Here is a 12,385-nt window from a genome sequence, read left to right as displayed (position 1 = left end):
GTTTTTCGGTCGGTTCGCGCCGTCGCCCGAAGCGAGAAGATTCATGGGTCGGCGCGGCAACGCCCAACCATGTACGATTTCGCCGTCGTCGGCGTCGGTCCCGCCGGCGCGCGGTTCGCCCGCCGCGCGGCCGACGCGGGCTACGACGTGCTCGCGCTGGAGAAAGGCGAGGTCGGGACGCCCCTCGCGTGCTCCGGCCACGTCAGCACCGACATCTGGGAGTACGTCCCCGACGAGGCGCGCGACCGCCTGTTTCAGAACCGCATCTACGGGGCGAACTTCCGCGTCGGCGGCCCGAACTCGAAGGCCTACCCGTTCTACAAGCAAAGCGAGGTCTCGAACGTCATCGACCGCGTCGAACTCGACCGCACCCTCGCCGACTGCGCCCGCGACGCCGGTGCCGACGTGCGCGAGAGACACACCGTCACCGCCGTCGAGGAACTCGACGACCGGGTCCGACTGACCGCCAGCGTGGCCGGCGAGGCCGGCACCGTCCAGTTCGAGTCGAAGATGGTCGCCGGATGTGACGGTCCGACTTCGCGGGTCCGCCGAGCGCTCGACCTCCCCGAACCGTCGGAGACGCTCCACGGCGTCCTCGCGTTCGACCCCGACCCGGACGACGGCGACTTCGTGGACGTGCACCTCACGGTCCCGCGCTTTTTCGCGTGGCGCATCCCCCGCGGTGACGCCGGCGTCGAGTACGGCCTCGCGGCCCCACCGGGCGCTGAGGTCAACGAGATGTTCGACGCGCTCACGAACACCTACGACGTCGAGACAGAGCACTTCTGTTCGGGAGCTATCCCCATCGGCCCGCCGGACCGGACGACGACCCGCCGGGCGTTCCTCATCGGCGACGCGGCCGCGCAGACTAAGCCCTTCACCGGCGGCGGTATCCTCTACGGGATGACCGCGGCCGACATCGCCGCGTCGACCATCGACCCCGACGACCCAGAGACGCTGTCGGCCTACGAGGACGCGTGGCGCGACGAACTCTCACGAGAGATTCGGCTGGGCCACCTCGTGCGCCGGTGTTACTCCTTCCCCGAGTGGCTCCAGCGGGTCGGCCTCCGGTCGCTGTCTGGCGAAATCGGCGTCCACATGGACAAGCCGAGTTCGTTCTTCTCGCGCGAACACCTGAAGAAACTGTTCTGAGAACTGACCCCGGACGCCCCGCTCAGTTCTCGCCCGGATACGTCGGAATCCGCGCCGACACCGCGCTCCCCTCGACGAACGGGAGCGACTCGCGGGTCGCACCGACGCGGTCGCCGTCGACGACAACTTCGAGGGCGTCGGCGTCGAGGCCGTAGTCCACGAGCGCGAAGCCGATGGGCGATTCGAGCATTGGGCTCTCGACGGCGCGGGTGACGGTGCCGACCGGCTCGCCGTCCGCCGAGACCTCGGCACCCGAGTCGGGGAGGTCGTCGGCGCGGAAGCCCACGAGTCGGCGCGAGGGCTGCCCGCGATTTTCTATCTTCGAGACGAGTTCCTGACCGACGAAACAGCCCTTGTCGAAGTCGAGCGCGTTGCGGACGCCGACGACGTTCGGGACGTTGCCGCGGAGTTCCGACTCGAAGAGCGGCGTGCCCGCCTCGGCGGTGAGGCTGTCCCACGTCTGGTAGCCGACGGGGACGGAGGGGTTGCCGTAGAACAGGAGCGCGTCGAGCACGTCTTCTGCGTCCTTCGCGCGGCAGATGACGTCGTAGCCCTCCTCGCCGGTCGGGTTGTCGGAGGCGACGACCGTGACGCCGAGTTCGCCGCCGATGGAGCCGCGGACGAAGGAGAGTTCGGGCTCCGGTGCGCCCGCCCCCGAGAGGATGCTCGCCACCTTCTCGGTCGACTGCGGGCCGTGGACGCCGAAGACGCCGAACTCGTCGGAGGCGTCGCGGATTTTCACGCGCTGGAGGAACGTCTTCGAACGCCACTCCTCGACGAGCGGTTCCGCGCGGTCACGCGGAGTGAAAATCAGCAGTCGCTCGCCCGCGTTGTAGACGTACATCTCCGTCTCGATGCGGCCGTCGGGGTCTAACAGCAGGGCGTAGACGCCCTCTCCGTCCTCGTCGGGGACGGTGTTGGTCACCGCGTTATCGACGTAGTCGACCCGGTCTTCGCCCTCGACGACGACCACGCCGTAGCCGTGTTCGATGACGCCGACGCCGTTTCTGACGGCGCGGTGGGTCCGCTCGGGGCGGCCGTAGTGGCTCACGACCTCGATTCCGCCGCGCGTCTCGAACGTCGCACCGTGTGCCTCGTGGATGTCGGCGACGAGTGTCATTACACCCCGTTTCGCCTTCGGCGCGTAAAACCCTCCCACTCCCGGACGACTCGCCCGGCTTTCGGCGCGGGGCCGACCCGGCGTCGGTCACCGACCGATGGACAGGTAGTCAAAACAGCCTGTGCTCCGCGTCGCCGCGTTCAGAGTCCGAACCGCTCGCGGAGTCTCTCGAACAGCGATGCGTCCTCTTCGACGGCTTCGCTCGGGTCCGGAACGACGCGCTCGTCGGCGTGGATGAGTACCCCCGTGTCGGCCTCCTCGACCACGATGAGGCTCTCGTCTTTCAGCGCCGACAGCGCCTCCTCGATGGTGTCGATGTCGGCGTCCACGGCGGCACGGAGTTCGAACACCGTCATTCCCTCGTCGTGGCGGTCGACGAGCGCGTCGAGCACCGCGACCTCGATGTCGCGGCGGTTCCGGAACTCCCGCCTCGCTCTCATAGCGGGTACATCGTTCGCCTCCTGTTTACTTGTACCGCCCGTCTGACGGGCGTCCGACAGGCAGGGGGTACCTTTTTGTTTCCGAACCCCGGAATCCTCGCGTAATGGGACTTACTTGCCGTCTTCTCGGGCACTCCTACGGAGACCCCGAGACGGAACGGGAGCGCGAGGAACGCGGCGACGAGGTGGTCGTCTCGATTCGGGAGATACAGGTCTGTTCGCGGTGCGGACACGAACAGGTAATCAGCGAGAACAAGGAGGTCACGGCCATCCGAACGCCCGAGGAGGTCGGGATGACGGAGGGCGAAGTCGAGACCGCGGCCGCGGGCTTCGAACCGGCGAACCCGAAGCCCGGCGTCTCCGACGCCGAGGACGCCGCCATCGAGACGGCTCCGGACGCGGAGACGCAGGCCGAGGTCGACGCCGCAGCCACCGACGCTGCTGCGGACGTCGACGCGGGCGCGGACCCGGACCCAGACCCGGACCCCGCGGCGCAACAGTCGGCCGAGACCGCGAACGCCGCCGACGCCCAACCCGCAGGCGGGCCGGACACGGCCGACGACGCCGGGAGCGTCGACGCCCCGCCGGTGACCGACGACGGCATCATCCTCGACGACGACGAGGAGCAGTCGGCCACCCGCGACCGGACGCAGTGGCCCGACGAGGTCGACGAGGTCGAGACCGACGACCCGACGCCGCCGGCCGACGGCGACGACGCGGAGTTCATCGACGCGGACGCCGAGGCGGGCGTCGAGGCCGACGCGGCGGAGTCGGAACAGCCCCGAGAGCGAGAACGCGGCGCGTGGCCCGACGCGCCGGGCGACGACGAGGGATGGAACGCCCAGCCCGACGACGGCGAACCCGTCTCCGTCTCGTTCGGCGGCGGCCTAGCCCCGGAGGGCAACAGCTCGCCAAGCCAGCAGTCGAACGGTCAGTACGTCGAGGCGGAGGAAGACGACTTCGTCCGCGCCGACGAGTCGAACGTCGGCAACGAGGCCCCCGACGACGCCGTCGAGTACTACTGTCCGAACTGCGGGCACGCCCGCGGCGCGTCCTCGTCGTCGATGCGGGCCGGCGACATCTGCCCCGAGTGTAAAAAGGGCTACATCGCCGAGCGGGAATCCTGACCGCGGCACGCCCTCGCAGGCGTCGCAGAGTCGCGAAACAGGTAAACCATCCCCTGTCGAAAAGGCGTCCATGAAGGAGTACAAGATGCGTCGTGGGGAGACGCTCGAAGAGCGAATTCCGGACATGAAAGCGACGGTCGAGGACTACTTCGGCCCCATCACCGGCACCGAGGAGTTCAAAGGAAGCGACCTCTACGTCGTCGGCGAACCCAAGAACCCCGTGTTCACCCGCATCGTCGCCGGCGCGGTCAAGTACAGCGGCAAGAAGGACAAGCTCGCGGTCAACTTCGAGGAGGCCGACCCGGCCGACCTCGCTCCCGAGGACCTCGAAGCCGCGGGCGAGGCCGTCAGCGCGAAGAACGACTTCCTCCTCGAGGCGACGGGCCGCGACGCGAAGTCCCGCCGCGACTCGATGAAGCGCGCGGTCGAAGACGACGCGCCCGACGTCTGAGCCGTCCGACGCGGTTCGATTTTCTCGCGCACCCACTCGTCGAGCGGCCGCACCGCCGGCGAAACGTACATAGTGCTAGCACGTGACGCTCCGGCTGACAGCGACTTCGCCAGCCACGAACACGAATTTTTATTTCGAATGTGAGTAAAAACTCCCGGCACGGTTAAGTGATACCGGGACGAACGGGCTGGTATGGCTATCGAAACTATCCTGCTCGCGGTCGGCGCGGGCGACGCCGAGCGCATCGACAGACTCGCCGAGGAGACGATCGACGTGGCCGGACCGACCGGCGCGACGGTCGTCATCGGACACGTCTTCACGAGAGACGAGTACGACGAGGCCCTCGACAACCTCGACTTCGACATCACGGCAGAGGAGGTCTCCGCGGACGACGTGGCCCGACGACACGCCATCGTCCGCGAGCTCACGCGGCGCTTCGACGAGGCGGACATCGACTACGTCGTCCACGGCCGAGTCGGCCACCACGGCGAGAAACTCGTCGAACTCGCGGGCGAGGTCGACGCCGACCGCCTCGTCGTCGGCGGTCGAAAGCGCTCGCCGACCGGCAAGGCCGTCTTCGGGAGCGTCGCACAGGAGGTCATGCTCGAATCGTCGTGTCCCGTGACGTTCGTCCGCGCGGACACCAAGTGACGACCTGCAGGCGGCGCGACTGACGGAGTGGACTGTCGGGGAACCGACTTCGCAGGCAACTACATATCTTAGCGCACCGTCATCTCTCGCATGGACCACTCCATCGATTACCGCCCGTCGTTCGCCCTCCTTACCGTCTCGCTCGACGAGGGCGAGTCGCTCCGGTCGGAGGCCGGCGCGATGGTCAGCTACTCCGACGGCATCGACATCGAGACGAACGCGAAAGGCGGCCTCTTCGGGTCGCTCAAACGGAGCGTCCTCGGCGGCGAGTCGTTCTTCCAGAACACGTTCAGCGCCCGACAGGCGGGCGAGGTCTCTTTCGCGCCCCCGCTCCCGGGCGACATCGTCCACCACGCCCTCGAAGACGAGACCCTGTACGTGCAGTCCGGGTCGTACATCGCCTCGGACCCCGCGCTCGACCTCGACACCTCTTTCGGCGGCGCGAAGACCTTCTTCGGGAGCGAGGGGCTGTTCCTGCTCAAACTGACCGGCACCGGCGACAGTTTCCTGTCGAGCTACGGGGCCATCCACGAGGTCGAACTCGGCGAGGGCGAGCGTTACACGGTCGACACCGGCCACATCGTCGCCTTCGACGAGACGACGAGCTTCTCGGTCGAGCGCGTCGGCGGCCTGAAGTCCACCCTGTTCAGCGGCGAGGGGCTCGTCTGTACGTTCACCGGACCGGGAACCGTCTGGATACAGTCGCGCAGCATGGACTCGTTCCTCTCGTGGCTCATCCCCAAACTCCCGACCAACAACTCCGCGTAGGCCGCGGCCACCGACTTACATCGCGGCGAGTAAATCTACCGAGAATCCCGCTTAGTTAAGTGGAGGGCGCATCGCTATGGGAACGATGGCGTACTACGTGGGCGTCGACCTGGGGGCGACGAACGTCCGTTCCGTGGTGGGCGACGACGATGGAACTATCCTCGGAGAGGCCCGTGATAACACTCCGCGCGGCCCGACCGGAATCGCGATTACCGAGGCGGTCCTCGGCGTCGTCCGCGAGGCGTGTGCCGAGGCGGGTATCGACCCGAGCGACGCGGTCGCGGCCGGCATCGGTGCTATCGGCCCGCTCGACTTGGCCGAGGGCGCGGTCGAGAACCCGGCGAACCTGCCGGACACCATCGACCGAATCCCGCTGACCGGTCCCCTCTCGGTGCTCTTGGAGACGGACGAGGTGTACCTGCACAACGACACGAACGCCGGGGTTATCGGCGAGCGGTTCCACTCCGACCGCAACCCCGACGACATGGTGTACCTCACCATCTCCTCGGGTATCGGTGCGGGCGTCTGTGTCGACGGGCACGTCCTCGCCGGGTGGGACGGTAACGCCGGCGAGGTCGGCCACCTGACGCTCGACCCGAACGGCTTCATGACGTGCGGATGCGGCCACAACGGTCACTGGGAGGGCTACTGCTCGGGCAACAACATCCCGAAGTACGCCCGCGAACTCCACGAGGAAGACCCCGTGGAAACCGCGCTTCCCGTCTCTGACCCCGATTTCTCCGCGGTCGACGTGTTCGAACACGCCGGCGAGGACGAGTTCGCCGACCACATCATCAACCAACTGGGCCACTGGAACGCGATGGGCGTCGCCAACATCGTCCACGCGTACGCGCCGCTTATCATCTACGTCGGCGGCGCGGTCGCGCTCAACAATCCGGACCTCGTGTTAGAGCCCATCCGCGAGCAGATGAGCGAGATGGTCATGTCGAACATCCCCGAGATTCAACTGACGACGCTCGGCGACGAAGTCGTGGTCGAGGGGGCGTTGGCGAGCGCGATGACCGGTGGCACCGGTGACCGCTCGCGGCTGTGAGGCCGCGAGGATTCACGGGTTTCGGCGCAGGTGGCACCGGTGACCGGTCTCGACTGTAACGCGGCGCTTCGTCTCTCCGCCGTCGAGTTATCTCGATTGATACTCGGTGGCGCAGTCTTATAACCCCTGTCCGGGAACACGGTGATGTGCACCCGACGACGCCGAATCATTCGGCGCGCCGGTCGGCGCCTTCCCGTTCTCGTCGAACCGCACGGTGCACGGGCGTTCCACCGGAAGCCTAGAACGGGACTGGTCGACAACCCCCACCACCATCGTCGACCGATCGACGCCGATGGGGTATCCACACCCACCCACCCACCCATCCCCATCGACGTCGCTTCAGTTCTCACGCAACCCAGTGCAGACTGAGCGGTCCCCGCTTTCCTCCGGTCCTCAGGCCTTCCCCTTACCCAAGGACCTCCGTCCGATTTTTCTCCTCGGCGCGCTCAGACTCACCGTGGACCGCCGCCAGTTCCTCCGCACCGTCGGCGCGAGCGCGGTCGCCGCCTCCGTCGCCTCCGTCGCCGGTTCCCGCCCCGTCACCGCCCATCCCGGCCCCTTCGAGCCGCTGGGTCGCATCGATATCGACGGCGCGAAAGAGGCCGTGGTATCCGCCGACGGCGAGACCGTCTTCGTCGCCGCGACCAGCGGCTACGCCGTCGTCGATATCTCCGCACCCGACCGCCCGGAACTCATCGCCGAGCGCCGCGACCCGCTTTCCGACCGCGAAGACGGCCCCCTCCGCGGACTCTACGACGCGAAACTCGACGGCGACACGCTTCTGGTCGTCGGCCCGGCCAACCCGATTCCGGGTGCGCCGGCGGGCGTCCTCGTCGTCGACGTGTCCGAGCCCGCGACCCCCGAGGAAATCGCCTTCCACGAGACGGACTTTCCCATCCACAACTGCTTCGCCGCCGACGGCCGGGCGTACCTCACCGCCAACGACGGCGACCGGAACCCACTCGTCGTTCTCGACACCGACACCGGCGACGAACTCGGCCGCTGGTCGGTCGTCGACGCCGACGACCGCTGGGCCGACGTGCCCGCCTCGGTCCGGTCCGTCCACGATGTGTGGGTCCGCGAGGGCGTCGCGCACGTCGCCCTCTGGGACGCCGGGACGTGGCTCGTCGACCTCTCGGACCCCGAGTCGCCGTCGGTCCTCGGGTCTGTCTCGCCTGGCGACCCCGAAGCGCTGTCGGGGCTGACCGCCCGCGGTCGCCGCCGCGAGGGGCGGACGCCGCCCGGCAACCACCACTACGTCGCCACCGACGACTCCGGTGACCTCCTCGGCGTCGGTATCGAGTCATGGGCTGTCGAGGTCGACCGCGACGACGAGACGACCGAACTCGTCGGCGGGCCGAGCGGCGTCGAACTCTGGGACGTCTCGGACCCGGCGACGCCGACGAGGCTCTCGACCATCGACCCGCCGGCCAGTCCGGACCCGACGGTCGGCGGCGTCTGGACCACGGCGCACAACTTCGACTTCCGCGACGACAGGCTCTACACCTCGTGGTACCGCGGCGGCGTCAAGCGCCACGACGTGTCGGACCCGACCGACCCCGTCGAACTCGCGTGGTGGCGCGACCCCGAGCGCGCGAGTTTCTGGACCGCGCAGTACGCCTACCCATTCGCCGACGAGGGCGTCTTCGTCGCGTCGAGTTGGGGCGTCGGCGACGCGTCGCCCGCGCTCTACACGTTCCCCGACCACGCCGGCGACCAGCGCGACCCGCCGCCCCTCGGCCCGGACACGACCACCGAGTCGCTCGTCAACACGCCGACGCCGACCGGAAACGAGACAGCTGCGCCCACGTCCGACACCGAATCTACGACGTCGACTTCGGCGACCGACGCGCCGGGCTTCGGACTCGGCGTCGGCGCGGCGGCCCTCGGCGTCGCCGGTTGGCTGGCCCGTCGTCGCGGGCGGCGCGACTGAGGGCGAACGACTCCAATGGGCCGGCTCGCCGACTCGCGTCGCTCTCGCGTCGAATCTATCACGAACGACCGAGACAGCCTTTCTCTCGCCGGCCGGCGCGTTGGGAGAACCGTTTCATTCTAATCCGTGGGGTTCGAAGCATCGGGGTATGAGCGACGAGTCGGAGAGCCTCAAAGAGCGCGTCGAGACGTGGATGGTCGGTCAGATGCCGATTATCCAGATGCACGGCGGCAACAGCGTCGTGCGCAAGGCCGATGCGGAATCGGGGGAAGTCGTCGTCGAACTCGGGGGCGCGTGCGCCGGGTGCGGCATCTCGAACATCACCGCCCAGAACATCCAGTCGGACCTCATCATGACGTTCGACGAGATTACCGACGTGCAGGTCAAGGTCCCCAGTTCCGGCGACCACGGCAGCAGCACCGTCGAGGGCGGCCGCGGCGGCGAACTGCAGTACGGCGACGAGGGACCGGGTCACTTCTAACCCACCTTTTTTCACGGGGTCCTCGGCAACTTCGTTGCCTCGAACCCCGCCAAAAAATCTGGACCAAAAAAGGCGGCTACTCCCTCCGGTCGTAGCCGTACGGTTCCCTCCAACACTTGCACCCTTTCCGCGGTTCTCAGTACGTATTTTCGACGACTCCCGCCACCACGACGTCTGAGTCCTCCCCGGCAACGACGACTGACCGTCTTCCGGAGTTGCGACGCCTACCCCGACAGCGCCGACTCCAGACTCGACGCCACCGACCGCGCTTTTTCGGCCAACTCCTCGGAGATGTGGCCGGCCTCGACGGCTTCGTCGAGTTCGTCGTCGTCGACCCGTTCGACCGTCCCGTCGGCGTGTTTCACCACGTCCACGTGGAGGTCGATATATCGAATCTGGTCGGGGAAGCACTCGACGGGCGTGCAGATGTTGACGTAGGTCCCTTTGACCGTGCCTTCGGAGTCGCGGTACACCGTCGGGTACCACCAGCGCCCCTCGCGGAACTTCGTGACCGCCACGTCGCCGGACTCGCGGTCGACGCCGAGGGCGTCGTAGGTGCCGCCGCCGCTCATGCCGCGTCGGAGTTCGACGGTCCCCTCGGAATCGTGCTCTGTCACCTCGCCGGAGCCGAGCGTGATGAGTCGGCCGTCGGGCTTTCCGTGGCCGATTTCCACGTCGTCGCCTTCGAGCGGGCCGAACTGCGCGGTCACCACGCCGAAGGGGAACTCGCCGTCGCCGACCGACTCGCAGAGCGCCTCCGCGAGGTCGACGCCGGCAGAGGCCTTCGGCGAGGCGGCCTTCGTCCGGTGGTGGCCGGGCATCGTCGTCTCGACGGCGCGGCGCTGAGCGTCGAGTTCGAAGCGCGTCTCGCGGCCGAACCAGACCCACGTCGTCGCGGTGGGTACCGCGACCGCTCGCGGGGCGTCGACGGGTTCGGAGAGCGCGTCGTCGAGTTCCGCGGCCACCTCGGCCGCCCGGTCGAGCGCGTCGTTCAGGGCGCTCATGTCGGCATCGACGGCGTCGCGGTGCCAGCGGATGCCCCAGCCCTCGGGCGGGTCGCCGCCGAGGAGGTCGGTCATGCCGGCCAGTTCGCGGGCGGCGGCCTCGTCTCGGGTGTCGACACGGACGCCCTCGGAATCCGGTTCGAGGGTCGCCAGCCCCGCGACGGCGCGGACGTCGCCGGTCAGTTCGGCGCGGCGGGAGGCCCACGGCGGGGCCGACTCGGCGACCTGCACGCGGACTTCGTCGCCGACTTCCACGCGGCCGTCGATATCGCCGTACGAGAGGTAGCCCTCGGTCTCGCCGAGGTCGCAGACCGCGCCGCCGCCGAGGGTGTCGGTCACGCGGACGTCGAACACCGCACCGGTCGGCGCGGGGTCGTCCCACGCGAAGGTGTCGATGCCGAGGTCGGTGAGTCGCTCGGTGGCCGTTGCGACCGCCTCGGGCGTGCCAGTCGCGCCGACGCCCTGTCGGTTCCGGGTCGTCTCGACCGACACGTCGTGGTCTAGGGAGTCGAACTCGGCGTCGAAGCGCTCCCGAATCGGGCCGGACGCCTGCACCACGTCGTGGCCGTCGTCGAGGAAGACGCTCGTGAGCGCGGTGGCGTAGATGCCGCGGACGCGGACCCTCATAGCTCGTCGGCGTCGCGGGCGAAGGTGACACGAGCGTCGACCGTCGGGCCGAGCGTCAGTTCGACTTTCTCCTCCGAGAGCACGCGGCCGCCCTCGATGGGGACGCCCCACGAGTCGAACTTGAGGTAGCCGCGGAGGTCCGCGCCGTGGGTGTAGAGGTCGACGTGGTCCACGACGTGTTCCTGCACGTCGCTCGCGCTGTGGGCCATCTCCATGTCGGAGTAGACGGTGCCGCCGTCGCCGAAGAACGCGGCGATGGCGTCTGCGTCCGATTCGACTGCGTCGCTCACGAGGTCCGACGCGGCCCGGAGGTCGTCGGTGTCGAGGCCGACCTCGCGGAGCGCCGCCTGTTCGCGGGGGTCGAAGTGCATACCCGCCCTTCGGAGCGGAGGCATTAACGTCGTACGGTCGGCCGTCGGTCGCTATCCCGACCAGTCGGTCGTCGGCCGCCCGACTGTCGGCTGTTCAGCCGGCCGGTCGCGGGATGTCGTGGCCGAAGCTATTACCAGATGCGATACCCTTTATGCCACGTGATGGACCAGCAGGACCCAGTCGAGCAGGCGTCCGACGGCTCGGACGACCTCTACGACATCGCCACGTGGGAGGAACGAACCTCGGTTGACGGGCTCGCGGTCGCGCTCTACCGGGTGCTGGTCGCGTCGACCCGCGCGGTGGTCGTCCTCGCCGCGTTGCTCATCCTCGTCGGTATCGGCGGCCTCTCGGCGCTCACCGACCCGCAGGTCGGCGCGCTCACGTTGCTCTCGGCGCTCCCGGCGCTCGCGCTCGCCGGCTACGTCTACTACTCCGACGTGACCCAAAACGAGCCGCTGTCGATGCTCGTGGTGACGTTCCTCCTCGGCGTCCTCACGGCCACCTTCGCCGCGATTCTCAACTCGCTTCTGAGCAACGTCGGCCAGACCATCGCGGCCGAGTTCCAGCTGTCTATCGGCTTCCTCGGCAGTATCGTGTTCTACTTCCTCGTGGTCGGTCCGGTCGAAGAGACCGTCAAGCTCCTCGCAGTCAGGCTGTACGCCTACTCCCACGACAGTTTCAACGCCGTCATCGACGGCGCGGTCTACGGCGCCATGGCCGGTCTCGGCTTCGCCACCATCGAAAACGCTCTGTACATCACCCGCAACCTCACCTCGTCGGGACTCGACGTTGGGGCCGACGGCGTCGGCATCATCGCCGCCGGCGGGACGATTACGGCGGTCCGCGCGCTCGCCGGGCCGGGTCACGTCATCTACTCGGCCATCGCCGGCTACTACCTCGGTCTCGCCAAGTTCAACAAGGAGAACGCCGGGCCCATCGTCATCAAGGGCCTCATCCTCGCGGCGCTCGTCCACGCGACGTACAACTCGACGGTCGGTCTCGGCTCGTCTGTCATCGCGGGAATAACCGGCCTCGGCGGTCTCGTGGCCTTCCTCGTCTACGTCATCATCTACGACGGGGTCTTCGGGCTCTACCTCATTGGGAAGCTCCGCCGCTACAGCCAGGCCTACCACAGCGCCCACGCGCCCGGGCCGAGCGCGGCGTCGTTCAGCTCGGAGCAGACCGAGTTCGAGGACTGAGTCGGC

Annotated in this window: 13 protein-coding genes; 9 read left to right on the top strand and 4 right to left on the bottom strand. The window is 68.1% G+C overall.

The window, feature by feature from the left end; genetic code table 11:
- Positions 1–69 precede the first annotated feature (69 nt).
- Complete coding sequence (locus C5B90_RS05730) at positions 70–1,152, top strand: geranylgeranyl reductase family protein (protein ID WP_115879791.1); 1,083 nt, start codon at positions 70–72, stop codon at positions 1,150–1,152.
- A gap of 22 nt (positions 1,153–1,174) precedes the next feature.
- Here the strand turns inward: C5B90_RS05730 and C5B90_RS05725 are convergent, their stop codons facing one another.
- Both C5B90_RS05725 and C5B90_RS05720 read right to left on the bottom strand, forming a co-directional pair.
- Positions 1,175–2,272, bottom strand: a complete 1,098-nt coding sequence (locus C5B90_RS05725) for an aminomethyltransferase family protein (RefSeq protein ID WP_115879789.1) — start codon at positions 2,270–2,272, stop codon at positions 1,175–1,177.
- A gap of 140 nt (positions 2,273–2,412) precedes the next feature.
- Entirely contained in the window at positions 2,413–2,712 is a 300-nt protein-coding gene (locus C5B90_RS05720) for a DUF6432 family protein (RefSeq protein ID WP_004044525.1), read from the bottom strand.
- Positions 2,713–2,816: 104 nt separating this feature from the next.
- Here C5B90_RS05720 and C5B90_RS05715 point away from each other — a divergent pair, with 104 nt between their 5' ends.
- From C5B90_RS05715 to C5B90_RS05685, 7 genes are all read left to right on the top strand, one after another.
- Positions 2,817–3,839 (top strand): hypothetical protein, encoded by a 1,023-nt coding sequence (locus C5B90_RS05715; RefSeq protein ID WP_115879787.1) that lies wholly within the window; start codon positions 2,817–2,819, stop codon positions 3,837–3,839.
- A gap of 70 nt (positions 3,840–3,909) precedes the next feature.
- A complete protein-coding gene (locus tag C5B90_RS05710; RefSeq protein ID WP_004969086.1) occupies positions 3,910–4,290 on the top strand; it encodes a DUF5611 family protein in 381 nt (126 codons plus the stop codon).
- Positions 4,291–4,482: 192 nt separating this feature from the next.
- Complete coding sequence (locus C5B90_RS05705) at positions 4,483–4,941, top strand: universal stress protein (protein ID WP_115879785.1); 459 nt, start codon at positions 4,483–4,485, stop codon at positions 4,939–4,941.
- 90 nt (positions 4,942–5,031) lie between these two features.
- Positions 5,032–5,709 (top strand): TIGR00266 family protein, encoded by a 678-nt coding sequence (locus tag C5B90_RS05700; protein WP_115879783.1) that lies wholly within the window; start codon positions 5,032–5,034, stop codon positions 5,707–5,709.
- 85 nt (positions 5,710–5,794) lie between these two features.
- Complete coding sequence (locus tag C5B90_RS05695) at positions 5,795–6,763, top strand: ROK family protein (protein WP_058826702.1); 969 nt, start codon at positions 5,795–5,797, stop codon at positions 6,761–6,763.
- A 457-nt stretch (positions 6,764–7,220) separates the two neighbouring features.
- A complete protein-coding gene (locus C5B90_RS05690; RefSeq protein ID WP_115879781.1) occupies positions 7,221–8,696 on the top strand; it encodes an LVIVD repeat-containing protein in 1,476 nt (491 codons plus the stop codon).
- A gap of 148 nt (positions 8,697–8,844) precedes the next feature.
- A complete protein-coding gene (locus tag C5B90_RS05685) occupies positions 8,845–9,177 on the top strand; it encodes a NifU family protein (protein WP_004058105.1) in 333 nt (110 codons plus the stop codon).
- A 224-nt stretch (positions 9,178–9,401) separates the two neighbouring features.
- On the opposite strand, the gene C5B90_RS05680 is transcribed toward C5B90_RS05685, so the two are convergent.
- Both C5B90_RS05680 and C5B90_RS05675 read right to left on the bottom strand, forming a co-directional pair.
- Positions 9,402–10,808, bottom strand: a complete 1,407-nt coding sequence (locus C5B90_RS05680) for a DUF402 domain-containing protein (RefSeq protein ID WP_115879779.1) — start codon at positions 10,806–10,808, stop codon at positions 9,402–9,404.
- Positions 10,805–11,179, bottom strand: coding sequence for a hypothetical protein (locus C5B90_RS05675; protein WP_115879777.1), 375 nt, complete (start codon positions 11,177–11,179; stop codon positions 10,805–10,807). Before C5B90_RS05675 ends, C5B90_RS05680 begins: the two co-directional genes overlap by 4 nt.
- Before the next feature lie 162 nt (positions 11,180–11,341).
- Here C5B90_RS05675 and C5B90_RS05670 point away from each other — a divergent pair, with 162 nt between their 5' ends.
- Positions 11,342–12,379, top strand: coding sequence for a PrsW family intramembrane metalloprotease (locus C5B90_RS05670; RefSeq protein ID WP_115879775.1), 1,038 nt, complete (start codon positions 11,342–11,344; stop codon positions 12,377–12,379).
- The last annotated feature ends 6 nt before the right edge of the window (positions 12,380–12,385 follow it).

Source organism: Haloferax sp. Atlit-12N, assembly GCF_003383095.1.
Lineage (GTDB): Archaea > Halobacteriota > Halobacteria > Halobacteriales > Haloferacaceae > Haloferax.
This window is presented reverse-complemented; position numbering and strand designations above follow the sequence as displayed.

Bases quoted from the DNA above. Each gene is read 5' to 3' on its own strand.
- C5B90_RS05715 (WP_115879787.1), top strand. From the start codon at position 2,817: ATGGGACTTACTTGCCGTCTTCTCGGGCACTCCTACGGAGACCCCGAG.
- C5B90_RS05675 (WP_115879777.1), bottom strand. From the start codon at position 11,179: ATGCACTTCGACCCCCGCGAACAGGCGGCGCTCCGCGAGGTCGGCCTC.
- C5B90_RS05705 (WP_115879785.1), top strand. From the start codon at position 4,483: ATGGCTATCGAAACTATCCTGCTCGCGGTCGGCGCGGGCGACGCCGAG.
- C5B90_RS05695 (WP_058826702.1), top strand. From the start codon at position 5,795: ATGGCGTACTACGTGGGCGTCGACCTGGGGGCGACGAACGTCCGTTCC.
- C5B90_RS05685 (WP_004058105.1), top strand. From the start codon at position 8,845: ATGAGCGACGAGTCGGAGAGCCTCAAAGAGCGCGTCGAGACGTGGATG.
- C5B90_RS05720 (WP_004044525.1), bottom strand. From the start codon at position 2,712: ATGAGAGCGAGGCGGGAGTTCCGGAACCGCCGCGACATCGAGGTCGCG.
- C5B90_RS05670 (WP_115879775.1), top strand. From the start codon at position 11,342: ATGGACCAGCAGGACCCAGTCGAGCAGGCGTCCGACGGCTCGGACGAC.
- C5B90_RS05680 (WP_115879779.1), bottom strand. From the start codon at position 10,808: ATGAGGGTCCGCGTCCGCGGCATCTACGCCACCGCGCTCACGAGCGTC.
- C5B90_RS05710 (WP_004969086.1), top strand. From the start codon at position 3,910: ATGAAGGAGTACAAGATGCGTCGTGGGGAGACGCTCGAAGAGCGAATT.
- C5B90_RS05730 (WP_115879791.1), top strand. From the start codon at position 70: ATGTACGATTTCGCCGTCGTCGGCGTCGGTCCCGCCGGCGCGCGGTTC.
- C5B90_RS05725 (WP_115879789.1), bottom strand. From the start codon at position 2,272: ATGACACTCGTCGCCGACATCCACGAGGCACACGGTGCGACGTTCGAG.
- C5B90_RS05700 (WP_115879783.1), top strand. From the start codon at position 5,032: ATGGACCACTCCATCGATTACCGCCCGTCGTTCGCCCTCCTTACCGTC.